Here is a 17,181-nt window from a genome sequence, read left to right as displayed (position 1 = left end):
AAGGCGTTACACTCGCCAAAGAAAAAGCCAAAACTTAAACCATCCCAGAAATCTCTTGCTTGCTGGAATGGGTGCTACAGACTGTTTAAAGAACGGAGAGGGAGGGATTCGAACCCTCGGTACGGAGTTACCTGCCGTACAACAGATTAGCAATCTGCCGCTTTCGACCGCTCAGCCACCTCTCCAAGGTCACAATTACTTATGGTAGCACACCTTTTTCGTAGCGCGTCAACTTGATCCATATTTTTTTGCGAATCTAGACTCACCTTAACCCGCCGGCACCCAATAAAGGCGCAAAAGCACCACAAATCTTGCCCATCAGGACTGTTCGGGCGATTACGATTCAACTGAGCAACGAGTGATTAAAAAACTGTAGTGAACAGGCGTACTGTAGCCAACAACTAAGCTCGTTATTACAACGTAATGAAATTTTATGTTTGAAAACTTGAGCTTTCCTAGCCATCTAAGGGTCGAAATTTCAAGCTCCAGCGCGAGATTTAGATTAAGTTTTTGACAAATAGAGAGCCTTATTATAATATATGAAGATTCGTTAAGGCACTTTTAACCCAGCAAACTATTCTGCCGAACGAGTTATTTAGCTTGGAATTTTCAATCAGCGCGATCAGCTGTATCCAAAGGTCAAATCTTCGTCCTTACGTTTGGCAGATTGAAATATAGCCTAAGGAGGATACCCTAGAGAGACCATGCTATTAAGATTTAAATGATCCTAGAACTCAAGAAAATCTGGATTTAACTAACTGAAGAGTCTGTTGGTTTTAGAAAAAACCTAAAATAATTTTTAGTAGGATTTTTCTAACAAAAATTCAGACTCAACAATGAAGTAAATCTGGCATCGGTCATGGCCATTCGTAGTAATCACAACCCTGAATTCTCTGGATTTTAGCTCAGTGAATAGCATTCACTAGCATTAGAAGCTGCGGTTTCATATATGAGTAGAAACCCTAACAGAGCTAAAAGAGCAACAGATGATTGCAAGCGCAAATCATCGCTCCAAATTTTCTAGAAGTAGGGGAAAACAACACCTATGATTTCTTCAAAAAAACAGCGTATCGCTCTGATCTCCGTCCACGGCGATCCCGCAATTGAAATTGGTAAAGAAGAGGCGGGGGGACAAAACGTTTATGTGCGCCAAGTCGGTGAGGCGCTGGCAAAGCGGGGTTTGGAAGTTGATATGTTTACCCGTAAAGCCAATAAGCAAGACGCCACAGTAGTCGAACACAGTCCGAACTGCCGTACGATTCGGTTAACGGCTGGGCCAGAAGAATTTGTCCCCCGCGACAATCTTTATGGATATTTACCAGCATTTGTGGAAGAATTTTTAAAATTCCAATCTTCAGCTGGCGTTGAATATTCGGTCGTTCATACGAATTACTGGCTTTCATCTTGGGTCGGGATGGAGCTGAAAAAAGTTCAACCGATCAAACAAGTTCATACTTACCATTCTTTGGGGGCGGTTAAGTATAAATCGATTGCCACGATTCCAATGATTGCCACAACTCGCTTAGCGGTTGAAAAGACACTTTTAGAAACAGCAGATCGAGTAGTCGCCACCAGTCCGCAAGAAAAGAAACATATGCGAGAACTGGTTTCGGCAAAGGGAAATATTGACATCATTCCTTGCGGTACAGATATCCGCCGATTTGGTTCCATTTCCAAGCAGCAAGCGCGGCAGAAGTTGGGAATTGGTTCAGACACGAAAGTGGTTTTATATGTCGGACGCTTTGATCCGCGTAAGGGCATTGAAACTGCGGTTCGCGCCGTGGGGCAGTCTCAACTTCGCGGTGATGCCGATTTGAAGCTGATTATCGGCGGTGGTTCTCGTCCCGGCCAAAGTGATGGCAAGGAACGCGAACGCATTGAAGGAATTGTTAAGGAACTCGGCTTGAGTGATGTAACCGTTTTCCCTGGACGTTTGGGTCCCAGCGATCTGCCGGTTTATTATGCGGCAGCGGATGTCTGCGTGGTTCCCAGCCACTATGAACCCTTTGGGTTGGTGACAATTGAAGCGATGGCGTGTGGAACCCCGGTGGTGGGATCTGATGTCGGAGGTCTTCAGTTCACAGTGGTGCCAGAAGAAACCGGGTTACTGTGTCCGCCGAAGGATGTGGCTGCTTTTGCCGGCGCAATTGACCGTATTCTGGCAAATCCAGAGTGGGGAATGCAAATGGGTCAAGCCGCCAGAAAGCGGGTGGAATCAAAGTTCAGCTGGGATGGCGTTGCCGCACAATTGAGCGATCTGTACACGCAACTTTTGCAAGAAGTGCCGGTTCAAGAAGTTGGGCCTGTCAGCGCGTAATATGAAGCTTAAGCGGTTAAACGTGTAAGTTATCTTACTTTTACACATTCATATTTTTATACAGCAGCTTTAACTTTTAAAGCTGCTTTTTGGTTATTGGGTGCCGGTTTTCATGAATTAAAGTTTTTATTGAGAGTTTTAAACAGAAGCCGGCAAAGCAGCTTATCAAAGTTGTCAACAATCATCTGCCGGCGGCTCAGTTTCTTTGAGCGTTTCTTTAACGATTTGTTGCACTTGTGATTTCACCTGTTCGTAAGCTTCGGCGGCACACCAAGGACGTAAAGATAAAACCGTTCCGGTTGCTATTGAGACAACAATACAACTTGGCTGCGGTTCTTCTAAAACAAGAGGATGGGTTTGAGCCAGTGATATTAGCTGAACCATTGTTGGGGCGATAGGACGTTCGCCAATATTAACTTCGATATCAACCCGCCGTGTACCGACTGCGGTTGTATTTTTCAGCGTCCCGTTAAAAAGTTGACCGTTCGGCACAATAATTTTGACGCGATCTGCGGTTAAAAGGGTGGTGGAAAAAATGCCGATGCCATCTACCGTACCGGCAACACCGGCACCTTCAATCGTATCCCCCACCTCAAACGGACGCAAACTAATCAGCATCACACCGGCAGCAAAATGAGAGAGCGTATTTTGCCAAGCCAAACCGATCGCAATACCGGCAGCCCCCACCACTGCAACCACACTGGTCGCCTGAATTCCCACTGCATTCAAAGCACCCACAACGCCCACAACCAGCGTTAAAATTTCAGCGGCTTGAATCAGGAACTTGCGTAATGTAGGTTCTGTGCGATTGAGGACGCGGCGCAATGAACGACTGAGCACACCAATGGTTAATCGCGTGATTAACAAAATTCCCAGTGCCCAGAGAAATTGAGGGACGACCTTAAAGCCTAACTCAAGCAGCTTTCTCCAAACTTCCAGCGCTTGCAATACAGCTGCATATCTGCGCGGATCTAATAGCTGAGGATCGGCTGTTTCAACTAAAAATAAGCAGAGGGCTTTGGAGAGGAATTCAGGCATGGCAGTTAAGAATTAAGAATTTGAGCCGGCATGAGGAAATTAGGAGATATAGAAATTTCCTGCCGGTGACGGAATTAATATACAGCACGAAAGAATACCTATTGTGATGCCAAACAAAATTCGCTCCACTTTTGAAATCGGATGCCAGCCATCATAGATAATTCTCTCACCCTCGGTTCTCTAGTTAGCTGGCTAAAAATCTTTCGTTAGGGAGATTCAGGGCAGGTCTCAGGTCAATTAGATGTAAAGCAGCTAACAAAAACTCAGTGCCCTCTTGAGGAGAGCTTTTAGAAATGTCTGAGGCATTACTCATCGTTGATGTGCAAGCCGGCTTTATTAACGACTTCACGCATCATATCCCGCAACGCATCGCCCGCCTGATCCAAGCCGGCGACTATGCACCACTGATTTTTACTCGCTTCATTAACGATCAAGAAGGGCCGTACTGTCGTTTTCTCAATTGGCATGGGTGCGTGGGCGATCCTGAAATTTACATTGTCCCAGAACTGCAACCCTATGCCTCGCCGGATCTGATCTTTGCTAAGTCGGGACTGTGCGGGATGCCGGATGAACTCACCGGCTATCTGCGCGAAAAATTGATCGAGAAAATTTTTATTGTCGGCATCGACACAGATATGTGTGTGTTGAAAATTGCAATGGATGTGTTCGACATAGGCATTGAACCGATCGTGATCACCGACTGCTGCGCCAGTACAGCCGGCTTGCAAGCCCACCTAGCCGGTTTGGCGGTACTCAGCCGCAATATTGGTGCCAACCGGCTACGCGATGCCGGTCTGAGTGAGGGAATGCTGGCTGCACCTGCTGCATCCTGATCGCAATCATTTTATTAACTGCCGGTGAATTTAATCAACTTAGCTTGCTAGCGGCTGCGTCCTCGCACCGCTAGTTTTGCTATGGATGTTAATAAAGTCGGCTCTTTGAATTCGTAGCCTATGCAACATTGTGGCAGGGCATCCACCTATTGAAATACTTTCTAAGGCAACCAGTCAATTTTCCTCAGATCAGCTTCCACAGGGAACCCCCTGCTTACTGGCAAGCCGTGTGGGATTAACAAAATGGGCTTTAAGTATCTGGCCGCCGTCTTAAGGCAGACTTTTGGCCATTTGAGGCTATTCTTTTCCTCACCTAAAGGAAGATGGCGTTTCTCGCAAGGATTCTTTACATTACTTAATAACAGCACACAACACGCTTACTGAACTCGGAGATTTAATCATGAGTAACACACCTGCACCCAACACCGACCCTACTTACCAAGGTCAATTCCAACGCAAATACGGCGAATTTGGAACCAAGTTTGAGTTTGGTTCTAACCCGACTTCCGAACTTTGGAACGGTCGTTTGGCAATGCTGGGCTTCCTGATTGCCCTGATTGTTGAGCTAACCACCGGCCAAGGTGTTCTCCACTTCTTGGGTCTGTACTAAATTCTAAGTCTATTTCTGTAAAGCCTCAGCGGCTTGAAATCGCTTAAAAATTGGGAACTCTGCAAAGGGTTCTCAATTTTTTTGGGTTTTATCAGGAGAATTATAAAAACAGAATAATAGACTTCTACTCGTTCTTTGGCACTTCATCCAGCATAATTTGCCATGCCGGTGGCTCATCACTGAGCACTTCCCACAATTGCACTTGATTTGCCTTAACCCGCAAAGAATCTTCATGCACGGAGATCACCTTTAATCCCGCTCGTTTTAACAGCTCTGCATAATAATCTATCCCTTGCGCTTTTATACTCTGATCATGGGGCTTGTTGTAGTAAGAGTCAGCTTTGCTCTTTGTCAGCTCATAAATGCCGGTTTCGGAATCATAGTCACTCATCGGTCTTTCCTCATGAACGCTAGAAAAAAGATTGGGTTCTGGACTTATACTCAGTTTTGCAGCTACCTTCTTAAAAAAAATTAATTTATCGCTCCGCTTTTCAGAGAAACTAACGCTGGCTTCGGGTTGCAGGGCGGTTGATGTCTAAATCGCGCGGAATTGAAGCATTCTAAAGCTTACCATTATCTAGAAACTTTTGAGAGGAGGAAGATTAGGAAGGGTTTTATTTGCTGTAAAAAGGGTTAATATAGTAAATTGATTTATTTTGAAATCTTACTGAATACTCATGTCAAAGTTCATGGCATCATTGATATTTATTCCTTTTTTATTTTTTAGTTTAGAAAGTTGTTCCAATTCCAACTCGACAATCAAAGCTCAAGATGTAACTCCAACGACGAAGCCAAATGTAAGTTCTCCTTCACCACAGCCGGCAGCAGCAAAACTTAAGGCCGGTTGGAGTAAAAATCTGAAAGTGGACGATGTTGCTTACGATATTTACGTTCCCCAAAATTATCGCAACCGTTCCATTGTTTTGCTTCCAGGCTGGGACTTTCCACGCGCTAGTTGGGTCGAAAATTCTCCCCTTGTTCGATATGCTGATAAATATGGATACGCTCTGATTTTGCCAGAAATGTTGCAAACCTTATATGAAAGTTCCTATTATCCAGAAACTAACCTGAAATGGAATAAAATGCCGGGTGGAGAATTTATTAAAAAGCGTTTTATTCCAGAAATTCAAAAACGACATAATTTGTTAAGGCAAGGGGACAATAATACATTGCTGGGACTTTCCACCGGCGGCAGGGGTGTGGCACTGATTGCTCTGGAAAATCCAGGGTTATTTGTGGCAGGAGCAAGTCTTTCTGGAGATTTTAGTCAAGAAAATACGCCTGAAGATCGGCTGATGACGGCTGTCTATGGCTCGTTTAATAAGTTTCCTGAAAGATGGAAAGGACGAGACAATCCGATGGCGCGAGTTTCTGAATGGAAAATGCCTTTATATCTGGCTCACGGCACGGCTGATGATATCGTACCCGAAGAACAAAGCCGGCTATTTTATCAAGCGCTTGTACAAAGTCAGGGCAATAAAATTCCGGTGGAATATTATCCTGTTAAAAGTGCGGCACATGACTATAAGTTCTGGGGGGGACAACTGCCGGCTGTTTTTACATTTTTTGACAAGATCATTGAGAGCCGGTGAGCGATAGTATTAAAAATTAGCCGGAATTAGGGGATTTAAAACTTTAGGGAAGGTTACAAGTTGAAAGTCTTGCGCTCAGATGAGAAATGCTCTCGGAAGCGGTACATTTGCCAACCCCATAACAGGCGCGTTGCCGCCATGCCAAAACCGGCAGATGTCCTGCCGTCGCATTCAAATTAAACCTGAGTTCGTTGTAGTAAAGCCACCCACCTCGAACACGCCATCCAATGCAATCACAAAAATCTGTGTAGCTAGTGTTACTGCTCTGCCAGATACTTTGCTGTACACTTAAACCAAAGTGACCATTACTGTAGTGTTCCCACAACCAATCAATCGTGCGTAAATCTGTGCAAGGAAAGTTTTGAATATCTTCAACAGTTAGCCAGCCTTCTTTCTCTCTACCAGCAGCTTTTAGCATCACTTCCCATGTCTGCCGGTCAGCTTTTTGCCATTTTCCGCTTTCTAGCAAGTTCTGCAATTCGCTGTAGTCAATTCCAACTTCTGAATACTGATAAGTTTCGCTTTGTTCTTCGGTTGGCCCTACATTTCCTTGTTCGAGCCGGTATAATACCCATTCCAACTGCGATTGCAAATAAACTCTTTCCTGTGCTGCTTGCTGCAACAGAGATAGCAACTGCGCTCTTTCTTCCCCTGCCTGTTGCAACTGCGCCTGCATTTCATCTAACCGCGCTTCTAGACGTAAAAGCGTTTCCCGCTTATGTTTTTTATTTTCCTTAGAACTGCCTTGCTTAGGCTCATCACCTGATTGAGATTTAGATTTTTTAGCCATAACTCTAATAACAAATTATTTAGCAAAAAGCGAGAAACACATCCCAACTCATCTGTGGTTAAAATTAACAAAAATATTTATCCCAAACAGTGAAAAAATCCTCCCCCTGAACCACCAGCGGAAGGATTTTCACGAGTTAGCGACTAATCACTAAACTGCCAACTATGCGCCGACAGATTCCTTAGCTGCGTACATCACTTCAACATTAATTTGACTGAAACCACGCTCACGGGCAAACTTCTCAGTATTGCGTTTAACCTTACCCCGAACAAAGCCAGGAACCTTATTTAATTCGCCCTGAGCTTCTTTTGTCCAAGCCAGATCTGAATCAGCCGAAATACCTTTGTGGATGACTTCTTTAGTGTCATGTCCGCCAAAGATTTCTAGCAAGTGATCTTCCATTCCTAAAGTAAAGGAATTGTAGACCAAATCTGCAATTTGATTCGTGCCTTCGTAACCGCAGAAAGGTTTGTAACCAATCGGGAAGTTTTGAACGTGAATCGGTGCCGCAATCACACCACAAGGAATATCCAAACGCTTGCCAACGTGGCGTTCCATTTGGGTGCCAAAGATAGCAGACGGCTCGACACGGGCAATTGCATCACCAATTTGACCGTGATCGTCTGTGATGATCACTTCATCGCAATACTCACTTACCTCATCGCGGAACCAGTCAGCATCATATTTGCAATAAGTGCCGGCCCAAACAACGTGAATTCCCATTTCACGCGCCAGAATCTTTGTCAAAGCGGCAGCGTGAGTATTATCTCCAAACACAACAGCTTTTTTGCCGGTTAAGTTTTGGCAGTCAATTGAGCGGGAAAACCAAGCTGCTTGAGACACATGGAGCGTTTGCTCGTTGATAAAGTCTTCGTAATCAACTTCAGCACCTTGAGCATTAATGACTTGCTGAATCTTGCGGATGCAGCGTGCTGTTTCCACCACACCCATCGGGGTGATATCAACATAAGGCGTACCGAATTCTTGCTCTAGGTAACGCGCTGCCATTAAGCCGATTTCGCGGTAAGGCACCAGGTTAAACCAAGCACACGGCAATTTCTTGAGGTTATGAACCGAAGCGCCTTCTGGAATCACTTCGTTCACTTCAATGCCGAGGTCAGCCATTAACCGCTTCAGTTCCGTGCAGTCGTGGTGGTTATGGAAACCCAGGCTGGAAATGCCGAGAATGTTAACTGAAGGCTTTTCTGTCTTACCTTCTGGGATGTCGCCTTTTTTGCGAGCTTTCTCGATGTAGAACTGGACAATTTGACGCAGGGTGCTGTCGGCTGCTTGCAGTTCATTCACCCGGTAGTGGTTCACGTCTGCCAGCATGACATCGCCTTTGGCATCTAGCTGAGCGCGTTGCACAAAGTTTTCTAAGTCTTCCTGCAGAATGCTAGAAGTGCAGGTGGGAGTTAGCACAATTAGATCCGGGTGTTCCTCAGCGTCCTTGCGGGTGATGTTGTCCACCACTTTTTCCTGAGATCCGCGTGCCAACACGTTGCGATCAACTGAACTGATCGTCACCGGCGTGAAGTTGCGGTCGCGTTCTAGCATTGAGCGCATAACGTTGAAGTAGTCATCGCCAATGGGTGCGTGCATGATGGCGTGGACGTTTTTGAAGGAACTGGAGACACGTAGGGTGCCGATGTGTGCGGGGCCGGCATACATCCAGTAAGCCAATTTCATAAGGTGTTCTCCCTTGTGCTAATTGAACACAGCCTAAATGAGATAGGTGAGTGATGAGTGCTGAATTTTGAAATCGTTTTTGATTTTCTCAGACTTGCAGCCATTTGGAGCGGTGACTTCTGGGTGATGTAATGCTGATCAAATGGCTGAAATGCGCTTTGTGATTGGGATATAGCTTGCACTTAAAACAACTATCCCATTGTTTAAGTGCAATGATTCTTAATCTTTCCCTACACTTTGTAAATAAGGGGCAAAGGGTTCGGCGTTAGATTGACAATTACTTAGAAAGATTGGAGGAAGTAGTGCAGACAAAACAAGATTGGGAATGGTTAGCAGTTTGCTCTCATTATCAAACTGCTGTGGCTGTGCGGCAATTTTTACAAGAGGGAAAGTCTGTGGAAGCCGGTGAGGGTTTAGATTCGCTGATTGAAGCAATGGGACGAACAGAAAAGCGAGCTGTTCAAAGCCAGTTAATTCGGCTGATGAGCCACATTATCAAGTGGAAATGTCAGCCACAACGTCGATCATCGAGTTGGGCTATCACCATTTTATCTACCCGAACTGAAATTGAAGATAGTCAAGAAGAAGTTCCCAGCTTGAATCGTGATTTTATTGCATCAATTTGGGATAAATGCTTCAATAAAGCGATGAAAGAAGCTGTTGTAGAAATGGGAAGAAAATGTCAATTAACTTCTCTTTCTTGGGAAGAAGTGTTTGAGGGAGAGTATAGTTTAGTTGAAGACGAAGAAGAAGATATTGAATGAGGGAAAAACTGTAATTTAAGTGATAGCAGTTCGCAGCGTTTCCCGTTGAATTTCTAATAATTCTCGAATTCCTTTTTCTGCGACATCCATCATTTGATTGAGTTGATGCCGGCTAAAACTACCGGATTCAGCAGTTCCTTGGACTTCGATAATGTTCAACTGCTCGTTCATTACAACATTAAGATCGACTTCGGCTGCGACATCTTCTTCATACTTAAGATCCAAAAGAAATTCATCCTGCAAAAGTCCGACTGAAATTGCTGCAACTTGATGGCGGATGGGCGAACTCTCTAACGCTCCGCTTTGTATAAGTGTTTCCAAAGCATCTGCTAGGGCAACAAAGCCGCCGGTGATTGCGGTTGTGCGGGTGCCGGCATCTGCTTGCAAGACATCTGCATCAACAATAACCGTACGTTCTCCTAATGCTTGCATATCTAAAGATGCCCGCAAGCTACGCCCGATTAATCGCTGGATTTCTTGGGTGCGCCCGGAGAGTTTAAGAAATTCTCGCTCTTGGCGCTGGGGTGTTGCACCCGGTAGCATTCGATATTCAGCAGTTAGCCAGCCTTGACCTGTATCTTTTAAGAATTTAGGGACTCCAGGCTGAATTGTGACGGTACATAAAACTTGAGTGTACCCGCATTTTGCTAGAACTGAACCGGCAGCAAATCGGGTAAAGTTTCGTTCAAAAGAAAGGGGACGTAATTGGTCTGCTTGCCGGCCATCAGGACGCTGCCAAGACATAGGAGATTTTAACCTTTAAATTTTAGATGGATTGAGAACTTTCAAGATATCCTGCTGGATCTGTGCCGGCGGTTGATAGGCGTCGATTTTTAAAAGTCGGTGCCGGTGTTCATAGTATTCCATGATGGGAATTGTACATTCATAGAATAAATCAATCCGACGCTGTACAATTTCTGGCAAATCGTCTGGGCGTGCGCGTGAAATTGACCGGCTCATTAAGACGTTTTCAGGCACTTCTAACCAAATGGCCCAATCTAACTGCTGCCCCAAGTCATCCAGCAAAAAGTCTAACTCTTCCGCTTGAAAGGCAGTGCGAGGATAGCCATCTAACAGCCAACCGCCGGCGGCATCAGACTCTAAAACTCGCTTACGAATGAATTCGATCATGGTGGGATCGGGCACGAGTTCGCCTTTTTCAACATAAGGTTCAGCTTGACGCCCCAGTTCAGTTTGAGCAGCGATGGCTTGTCGTAAAATATCGCCGGTGCCAATCAAAGGGATGTTGAGGTGAGCGCACAGCTTTTGCGCTTGCGTTCCTTTACCGGCTCCTGGCCCTCCGAGAATTACCAGTCTCACAAATAAGCTCCTACTTCCGTAGCGTTCCGCACAATTTTACTGGGCTGTGGTTCGCTAAACGCCATTATTGTAAGCTTCTTCGGGCATTCATGCCGGTGATTGTTCCACCCCTCATGTTGATTTTGGATTTGACGGGTGCCGGTGTAACCTGTGACAGGATAGACTGCCAGGTTTTGGTAAACCCGCGTCATCCATAAAAGTTATTAATCGGCTTAGATGAGCGTTCGGTTGAGCTTGGCTATGTCCTGTTGCGCGGCTGAAAATTTTTCTATCTCGAGGAAGGAAGATAAAGATACATCTAGTGTTATATTAGGCAACACACAAATAAACCACACTATATATTGGTTGCGAATTATAGACTAAACTGCCGCTATAGTGCTCAGTAAGCTTACTATCAAAATTCGTCACTTGTTAAATTTGCCATATGGTCGCACAGCTAGAAACCGCAGTTCTCAATTCTCCTGGTCGCATCCCTTATACCGTGGAAGGACTGATCCAAGTCTTCACCGGCAGCCACCGCAGCTTTTTTACCAGCGTCATGGCGCAAGCACTCAGAATTTCCGGGCAGGGGACGCCGGTGTTGGTGGTGCAATTTCTTAAAGGAGGAATTGGCCAAGGTCACGAACATCCGATGCGGCTAGGGCAGAAATTAGACTGGATTCGCTGTGATTTGCCACGCTGCATCGATACCCCTCAGCTTGACGAAGCAGAAACTCAATCGCTGCGTAAGCTGTGGCTGCATACCCAGCAAGTGGTGTTGGCCGGCAATTATGACCTCGTGGTTCTGGATGAACTGAGTTTGGCGATGAATTTTGGCTTGATTCCAGAGGCGGATGTCCTGGCATTTCTTGACAAACGTCCTCGTCATGTGGATATTATTTTGACCGGCCCAGAGATGCCGGTGGCCGTTTTGGAAGTAGCCGATCAAATTACAGAAATTCGCCGCAGTCACCGACCGTAGTTAAGTGATCAAGTTGGATAAATCTGACTAAATACTCTTAGTCAGTCCTCTAAAGAGAACTTTTGCGATTAGCCGGGAACTCAAACTCCCGGCAGATTTCGGTAAAAAAGTTTCGACTTTTGCAAAAGATTTATTATTTTCCAGCTAGAGATTTGCTCTTTTCAACTAAACGGATAAATTCGGTTCGATAGCCTTCCAAGTCTGTACCCTTCGATTGCTTGGCAAGACTTAAAACTTGATCAAAATTTGCCGTTCCTTTGTATTGAGAATCCCGCAAAACCATACCAAATGAGGCAACTGCTGCAGAAAATTTCAAGTTATTTGAGGCATTCTCTAATTTGACGCCTCGGTCAACTAATGGCTGTGAGATTAGCTGGGAAGTTTCCGCTTTAGGCGCTTTGTAACGTAATTTAACTAGCATCAGTTCATCACTTTTATAAGCAGCCGGTTCTACATTACTTTTTTGTTGATATCGCAAGTCATCAACAGCCGGTAATTGGATATCACTTTTTACCCCAGTCGGAATAATTTCATATAACGCTGTTACCGAATGCCCTGCGCCCAACTCTCCCGCATCTTTTTTGTCATCATTGAAATCTTGACTTTGTAGCAGCCGGTTTTCATACCCAATTAAACGGTACGCTTGAACTTTAGCGGGATTAAATTCGACTTGAATCTTTACGTCCTTAGCAATTGTTAATAGCGTTGCGCCCATCTCCGTAACCAGAACTTTTTTGGCTTCTAAAAGGTTATCGATATAAGCGTAATTTCCATTGCCTTTATTTGCCAACTGCTCCATCTTAGAGTCTTTTAGATTCCCCATGCCAAATCCAAGAATTGTCAGAAATATATCTCGCTTCCGATAATCCTCTATCAGACGCACTAATTCGGCATCGCTGGAAACCCCAACATTAAAATCCCCATCGCTTGCCATGATGATGCGATTATTGCCAGATTTTAGAAAACTGTTTCGGGCAACTTGATAGGCAAGTTGAATGCCTTCGCCGCCGGCAGTCGAACCGCCTGCCTCTAACTTGTCAATTGCCTGTAGTATCTTGTCTTTTTGGTTGCCCGGAGTTGGAGGTAAAACTAAGCCGGCAGCTCCAGCATACACAACAATTGAAACGCGGTCTTTTTCAGATAGCTCGTTAACCAGCAACTGCAAAGCTGATTTTAGCAACGGTAGCTTATTCTGGTTATTCATTGAGCCAGAAACATCTACAAGAAAGACAAGATTGCTCGGAGGTAAATTTTCAGTAGAAATGCGTTTTCCTTGTAACCCAACTTGAACTAGCTTGTGGGTAGGGTTCCAAGGCGCTTGAGAAATTTCTGTCGTGATAGAAAAGGGTTGTTCATTTTTAGGTTGAGGATAATCGTAGGTGAAATAATTAATCAATTCTTCAATTCTGACGGCGTCTGGCGGCGGAAGTTGACCTTGATTAATAAACCGTCGAATATTACTATAGGATGCCGTATCTACATCGATAGAAAATGTGGATAGTGGGCTATTATTAACAACCTGAAATGGTTTATCTTCAATGCGGTTGTAGTTTTCTGTGTTGACGAGTGCCGGTTGTGCTTGATTTTGTTTTGGGGAAAAGCTTCCCCCCCTTACCCTTCCTACAGAGGTTCCAGATGTTGGGATTGCAGCTTTTTGTGCGGTTACCGGCGTCTGTGCGGGAGGTGGTGGCGGCGGTGCACTGCCGGCAGGCGCACTTGAGGTGGTTGGCCCTTCCCTCATTGGGCCACAGGCTGCTAACATCAGGAAAGAAATACAGCCGGCGAGCAATATGATTTTCGAGTGTTTCACTAGGCCGGTAATTTGTGTTTTCATCGTATCCTCTTGAATAGAAGTGCACTACAGGATTTACAACACGGGATGGGATGGCATTTCCGGCTGCCTTCGTGTTCAGTCCAAGATAGCAATCTTCCTAAGGTTTACAGTGAGTAGATGTCTCTACTTAGTCTTTGCCACCGGCAGCGCATATTTATTGGTTCTTAACTGCCAGTGATTGTTAAGCAAGATTAACAAACAGTGCCAATTTATTGTTATGATATTGAGCCGGCTATAAATGCCGCAAGCAATTTTAGAAGTTGCGGTTCAAATACTGAAATTCGCCGGAGTTGCCGGTTATAAGCAAATACAGATGATTAAAAACGATATTTGGATTGCTCGAATGGCAGAGAAAGGCATGATTTCTCCCTTTGAGTCTAAATTAGTTCGACGCAATGAGGAGCTACCCGTTATTTCATTCGGTCTGAGTAGCTTTGGTTATGATATCAGGCTATCTCCCGTTGAATTCCGAATTTTTCGTCACATTCCGGGAACCGTTGTTGATCCTAAAAACTTTAATCCTGAAAATTTAGAACCAACGAAGCTTTATACAGATAAAAACGGCAGCTATTTTGTGCTGCCGGCACACTCTTACGGTTTGGGAGTTGCACTGGAAAGACTAGCAATTCCCGACACTATTACAGTGGTTTGTATCGGTAAAAGCTCTTACGCGCGTTGTGGAATTATCGCAAATATAACGCCGGCAGAAGCAGCATGGCGGGGTCATTTAACCCTAGAGTTTTCTAATTCTTCAAGTGCTGATTGTCGAATTTATGCCAATGAAGGCGTGGTGCAATTGCTATTTTTTGAAGGAGAACCGTGTTCGATCAGCTATGAAACTCGTCAGGGTAAATATCAAGATCAATCCGAGATGGTGACTTTACCCAGAGTTTAAGTGGAATAACACTCCTTAAGAATGAGCGTGATTAGACAGTTGTCAAGGAGCTAATCGCGCTTTCTTTAGCCTAGATTTCTCATACCATTCTGCTAATTCAGGCATCCATTCCTTGAAATGAGGCATAATTAGATCGCACAGTTTTTGACATTCTAACTGAGCATCTGGTTTAGCTCTTAGGTCAAGCAAATGCATTAAAGATCGCGCGTTAAAAGATACCACAAAATGCTGTCGGACATCAAAAGGAATAATTCCTCTTGCGTGTTCTTCAGAAACTCCTTGCTCAAGAAGTTGCTGATAGCGTTTTGCTGCTTCAATACACCAAGATAAGTCTTTTTCTCGCATTTCCTGAGTGTAGTCATAACGTTTTCCCTGCCGATCCAGATAATGACCGACAGGACGTAAATAAAACACATCTTCGATATCTTTTAAACCTTGAGCAGCTTGAGCAATGCGATTGCCGGTGTAGCGGTTAGATTGAACATCGAAAGAAATTCCCACACGATGTGTCCGTACCTGCTGCATGACACTGTGAGGAAAATAGCCACAATTAAACACAATTTGAACGTGTTCTATTGGCCCAAAATGCCCACGTTCGCCGGCTAAAAGACGCTTAACAATAAGTTCGCCACATTTTGACTCAGCCGGCCACGATTCGCGATCGTCAAACACAAACCCCTCACTATAATCTTGATGGAGGGCACCATAAACCACCTGTTGGGGATTTAATGTTTTAGAAATAACTTCAACTCGGAATCGATCCATTAGACGTTCGCAATTAATTAACCGCGCTCACACTATTTTTTGGTATTTGTGAGCCTTCTAAAATATTTTCTCAGAAAATGCCACAATCTATTTAGTCTAGACTTATCTATTTAAATCGGCCTCGACGCCAATTAAACAAACCTTCCAGAAAATCTTGCAAACGCTCATTACGGCTGAGACGCTGCCGGTTCCACTCCCCAGCCGTATTACCAGTAATTTCTGATAAACTGGGCCAAATTGCCGGCAGTTTTAGCTTTTCCACCTTAATCTTCTGTCGCATCGCTAGCGCAATCGTATAAATTAGCTCATCGGCATTGGGCGCGACAATAGAAGCGCCGAGAATCTCGCCATTGCCCCGAACAATAATTTTACACAATCCTGTCGTTTCTCCCTGCATCTGCGCTCCGGCAACCGTCTTCAAATACTGCCGCAACACCAAAACATCCTTCCGATACAGGCTTCTTGCTTGCGCTTCTGAGATTCCAACCCGCGCTAGTTGGGGATCGCTGAAAATTCCGCTAGAAATCCCGCCATAATCTGCCTTAAAAACCGGCAAAAATAGTGCATTCTTTAGCGCAATATCAGCTTCATAATTCCCCAGATGAGCGAGATTGTACCCACAGGCAAAGATGCGGGGATTCGTCGTTTGCAGTTTTTCGCTCAGCTCAATGCCCCGTAGGTGCCATTTTACCCCAACTGATTCTAAATTTAACGAGTCCAGATTTGGCTGCTCACCGGCAGCCAGCAAAATTTCATCCACTTCAATGGCTTGGTTGCCGGCTTGAACCCATTTTTTACCGTCGATGGATTTGGCTTGAGTCACCTCAGTTTTCGTGAGGATACGCACTCCCTCCGCTTCAAGCTGTGCCTCGATCAGCTGTGCCGCCTCTGAATCTTCTTGGGGTAAAATATAAGGGCTTCTGACTGCTAAGGTGACAGTTTTTCCTAATCGCACAAATGTTTGAGCGAGTTCGATTGCAGTGGGATTAGCACCAATTACCATTAAGCTTTGAGGCTGGGGATTGATGTTAGCAAACTGGCTAATTGTCTGGGCAGTAAGGTAGCCGGTTGCTTCCAATCCGTCAATTTCTGGAATTGCTGATCGAGTGCCGGTGGCAAGTAGGTAAGCACGGGCGCGGAGTCGTCGATCTTTAACTTCAAAACCGAGGTGAGGCTTGGGATAAAATTGACCGGCACCGGTAATGAAATCAACGCCTAAAGAAGACAAGACTGCGGGCGATTGCTGCGCTTCTAAGTTAGAAACAACGCCGACACACCATTGCATAGCTTCGTTAAATTTTACTGAAATTTGCGGGTATGCCTGTGTCTGTTCATCAGCGTCGCAGTAGATGCCAAATTGATGTGCCCCCTTCATTTGCTGAGCGATGCGGCTGATTTGGGTTAATGCTTTGCTATGTGTGCCGGCATTCACTAAGGGTTCGGGTGCGACTAAGGCAACTCTCGCTTTAAGGGATGCGGCTTTGGCTGCGGCATAAAAGCCAACAGGAGTGTTGCCAATGATTACTAAGTCGTAGTCAACTGCCATGTTTGAACCCTACAAATTTATGAAAATAATTTGAAATTTTGTTTTCTATCTTTTATTTGTAAAAAATGCAAAAATTTTATTTTTAACCACAGATTCCACAGGTGAAACTGGAATGTGCTTTGCTTGTCATTCAAGTTCCACCTGCGTCCACAGATAAACACAGATGGTTCTCTCGTTTTGTCGTAAGTCTGTTCAATTTGAATGGATACGATAGAAATTTTTTTATA

At 44.8% G+C, this 17,181-nt stretch carries 17 protein-coding genes and 1 tRNA gene; 7 read left to right on the top strand and 11 right to left on the bottom strand.

Annotated elements, in window-relative coordinates; genetic code table 11:
• Window positions 1-93: 93 nt before the first annotated feature.
• Window positions 94-185 (bottom strand) — tRNA-Ser (locus H6F56_RS14220).
• A gap of 860 nt (window positions 186-1,045) precedes the next feature.
• On the opposite strand from H6F56_RS14220, the gene H6F56_RS14215 reads away from it, so the two are divergent.
• A complete protein-coding gene (locus tag H6F56_RS14215; RefSeq protein WP_190669248.1) occupies window positions 1,046-2,317 on the top strand; it encodes a glycosyltransferase family 4 protein in 1,272 nt (423 codons plus the stop codon).
• Between the two features lie 174 nt (window positions 2,318-2,491).
• Here the strand turns inward: H6F56_RS14215 and H6F56_RS14210 are convergent, their stop codons facing one another.
• Window positions 2,492-3,355: a mechanosensitive ion channel family protein gene (locus tag H6F56_RS14210; RefSeq protein WP_190669247.1), complete on the bottom strand. Its 864-nt coding sequence runs from the start codon at window positions 3,353-3,355 to the stop codon at window positions 2,492-2,494.
• Between the two features lie 293 nt (window positions 3,356-3,648).
• Here H6F56_RS14210 and H6F56_RS14205 point away from each other — a divergent pair, with 293 nt between their 5' ends.
• Window positions 3,649-4,188 (top strand): isochorismatase family cysteine hydrolase, encoded by a 540-nt coding sequence (locus H6F56_RS14205; protein ID WP_190669245.1) that lies wholly within the window; start codon window positions 3,649-3,651, stop codon window positions 4,186-4,188.
• A gap of 400 nt (window positions 4,189-4,588) precedes the next feature.
• Window positions 4,589-4,798, top strand: a complete 210-nt coding sequence (locus tag H6F56_RS14200) for a chlorophyll a/b-binding protein (protein ID WP_190669243.1) — start codon at window positions 4,589-4,591, stop codon at window positions 4,796-4,798.
• A gap of 124 nt (window positions 4,799-4,922) precedes the next feature.
• On the opposite strand, the gene H6F56_RS14195 is transcribed toward H6F56_RS14200, so the two are convergent.
• Window positions 4,923-5,189, bottom strand: a complete 267-nt coding sequence (locus tag H6F56_RS14195) for a hypothetical protein (protein WP_190669241.1) — start codon at window positions 5,187-5,189, stop codon at window positions 4,923-4,925.
• Window positions 5,190-5,487: 298 nt separating this feature from the next.
• Between H6F56_RS14195 and H6F56_RS14190 the strand changes: the two genes are divergently transcribed.
• Window positions 5,488-6,390 carry an alpha/beta hydrolase-fold protein gene (locus H6F56_RS14190; RefSeq protein ID WP_242032005.1) on the top strand — a complete coding sequence of 301 codons (903 nt, stop codon included), beginning with the start codon at window positions 5,488-5,490 and terminating at the stop codon, window positions 6,388-6,390.
• 43 nt (window positions 6,391-6,433) lie between these two features.
• Here the strand turns inward: H6F56_RS14190 and H6F56_RS14185 are convergent, their stop codons facing one another.
• Both H6F56_RS14185 and bchB read right to left on the bottom strand, forming a co-directional pair.
• Complete coding sequence (locus H6F56_RS14185) at window positions 6,434-7,180, bottom strand: GUN4 domain-containing protein (protein ID WP_190669237.1); 747 nt, start codon at window positions 7,178-7,180, stop codon at window positions 6,434-6,436.
• Between the two features lie 162 nt (window positions 7,181-7,342).
• Window positions 7,343-8,869 (bottom strand): ferredoxin:protochlorophyllide reductase (ATP-dependent) subunit B, encoded by a 1,527-nt coding sequence (gene bchB, locus H6F56_RS14180; RefSeq protein ID WP_190669235.1) that lies wholly within the window; start codon window positions 8,867-8,869, stop codon window positions 7,343-7,345.
• Between the two features lie 302 nt (window positions 8,870-9,171).
• Here bchB and H6F56_RS26365 point away from each other — a divergent pair, with 302 nt between their 5' ends.
• Window positions 9,172-9,633 (top strand): DUF29 domain-containing protein, encoded by a 462-nt coding sequence (locus H6F56_RS26365; protein ID WP_190669233.1) that lies wholly within the window; start codon window positions 9,172-9,174, stop codon window positions 9,631-9,633.
• 15 nt (window positions 9,634-9,648) lie between these two features.
• Here H6F56_RS26365 and rph read toward each other — a convergent pair whose 3' ends face one another.
• Genes rph through H6F56_RS14160 form a run of 3 tightly spaced genes read right to left on the bottom strand, consistent with a single transcriptional unit; the run spans window position 9,649 to window position 11,144 of the window.
• Window positions 9,649-10,377, bottom strand: a complete 729-nt coding sequence (gene rph, locus H6F56_RS14170) for a ribonuclease PH (RefSeq protein ID WP_190669231.1) — start codon at window positions 10,375-10,377, stop codon at window positions 9,649-9,651.
• Between the two features lie 15 nt (window positions 10,378-10,392).
• Window positions 10,393-10,953, bottom strand: coding sequence for an adenylate kinase (locus tag H6F56_RS14165; RefSeq protein ID WP_190669229.1), 561 nt, complete (start codon window positions 10,951-10,953; stop codon window positions 10,393-10,395).
• Complete coding sequence (locus tag H6F56_RS14160; protein ID WP_190669228.1) at window positions 10,950-11,144, bottom strand: hypothetical protein; 195 nt, start codon at window positions 11,142-11,144, stop codon at window positions 10,950-10,952. The genes H6F56_RS14165 and H6F56_RS14160 overlap by 4 nt, the downstream gene beginning before the upstream one ends.
• 233 nt (window positions 11,145-11,377) lie before the next feature.
• Here H6F56_RS14160 and H6F56_RS14155 point away from each other — a divergent pair, with 233 nt between their 5' ends.
• The gene (locus tag H6F56_RS14155) at window positions 11,378-11,914 is read left to right on the top strand and encodes a P-loop NTPase family protein (protein WP_190669226.1); all 537 of its coding nucleotides are present in this window, start codon (window positions 11,378-11,380) and stop codon (window positions 11,912-11,914) included.
• 133 nt (window positions 11,915-12,047) lie between these two features.
• On the opposite strand, the gene H6F56_RS14150 is transcribed toward H6F56_RS14155, so the two are convergent.
• The gene (locus H6F56_RS14150) at window positions 12,048-13,748 is read right to left on the bottom strand and encodes a vWA domain-containing protein (protein WP_242032004.1); all 1,701 of its coding nucleotides are present in this window, start codon (window positions 13,746-13,748) and stop codon (window positions 12,048-12,050) included.
• Window positions 13,749-14,061: 313 nt separating this feature from the next.
• Between H6F56_RS14150 and dcd the strand changes: the two genes are divergently transcribed.
• A complete protein-coding gene (gene dcd, locus H6F56_RS14145) occupies window positions 14,062-14,643 on the top strand; it encodes a dCTP deaminase (protein ID WP_190669879.1) in 582 nt (193 codons plus the stop codon).
• A 42-nt stretch (window positions 14,644-14,685) separates the two neighbouring features.
• Here dcd and thyX read toward each other — a convergent pair whose 3' ends face one another.
• Entirely contained in the window at window positions 14,686-15,408 is a 723-nt protein-coding gene (thyX, locus tag H6F56_RS14140; protein WP_190669224.1) for an FAD-dependent thymidylate synthase, read from the bottom strand.
• Between the two features lie 106 nt (window positions 15,409-15,514).
• On the bottom strand, window positions 15,515-16,954 hold the full coding sequence (locus H6F56_RS14135; protein WP_190669222.1) for a dihydrolipoyl dehydrogenase family protein: 1,440 nt from the start codon (window positions 16,952-16,954) through the stop codon (window positions 15,515-15,517).
• Window positions 16,955-17,181: the final 227 nt, after the last annotated feature.

Source organism: Microcoleus sp. FACHB-672 (genome assembly GCF_014695725.1).
Classification (GTDB): Bacteria; Cyanobacteriota; Cyanobacteriia; order Cyanobacteriales; family Oscillatoriaceae; genus FACHB-68.
The sequence above is the reverse complement of the archived record's forward strand: the minus strand, read 5'-3'. Positions and strand labels throughout refer to the sequence as shown.

Bases quoted from the DNA above. Each gene is read 5' to 3' on its own strand.
- H6F56_RS14215 (WP_190669248.1), top strand. From the start codon at position 1,046: ATGATTTCTTCAAAAAAACAGCGTATCGCTCTGATCTCCGTCCACGGC.
- H6F56_RS14210 (WP_190669247.1), bottom strand. From the start codon at position 3,355: ATGCCTGAATTCCTCTCCAAAGCCCTCTGCTTATTTTTAGTTGAAACA.
- H6F56_RS14205 (WP_190669245.1), top strand. From the start codon at position 3,649: ATGTCTGAGGCATTACTCATCGTTGATGTGCAAGCCGGCTTTATTAAC.
- H6F56_RS14200 (WP_190669243.1), top strand. From the start codon at position 4,589: ATGAGTAACACACCTGCACCCAACACCGACCCTACTTACCAAGGTCAA.
- H6F56_RS14195 (WP_190669241.1), bottom strand. From the start codon at position 5,189: ATGAGTGACTATGATTCCGAAACCGGCATTTATGAGCTGACAAAGAGC.
- H6F56_RS14190 (WP_242032005.1), top strand. From the start codon at position 5,488: ATGGCATCATTGATATTTATTCCTTTTTTATTTTTTAGTTTAGAAAGT.
- H6F56_RS14185 (WP_190669237.1), bottom strand. From the start codon at position 7,180: ATGGCTAAAAAATCTAAATCTCAATCAGGTGATGAGCCTAAGCAAGGC.
- bchB (WP_190669235.1), bottom strand. From the start codon at position 8,869: ATGAAATTGGCTTACTGGATGTATGCCGGCCCCGCACACATCGGCACC.
- rph (WP_190669231.1), bottom strand. From the start codon at position 10,377: ATGTCTTGGCAGCGTCCTGATGGCCGGCAAGCAGACCAATTACGTCCC.
- H6F56_RS14160 (WP_190669228.1), bottom strand. From the start codon at position 11,144: ATGACGCGGGTTTACCAAAACCTGGCAGTCTATCCTGTCACAGGTTAC.
- H6F56_RS14155 (WP_190669226.1), top strand. From the start codon at position 11,378: ATGGTCGCACAGCTAGAAACCGCAGTTCTCAATTCTCCTGGTCGCATC.
- H6F56_RS14150 (WP_242032004.1), bottom strand. From the start codon at position 13,748: ATGAAAACACAAATTACCGGCCTAGTGAAACACTCGAAAATCATATTG.
- dcd (WP_190669879.1), top strand. From the start codon at position 14,062: ATGATTAAAAACGATATTTGGATTGCTCGAATGGCAGAGAAAGGCATG.
- thyX (WP_190669224.1), bottom strand. From the start codon at position 15,408: ATGGATCGATTCCGAGTTGAAGTTATTTCTAAAACATTAAATCCCCAA.
- H6F56_RS14135 (WP_190669222.1), bottom strand. From the start codon at position 16,954: ATGGCAGTTGACTACGACTTAGTAATCATTGGCAACACTCCTGTTGGC.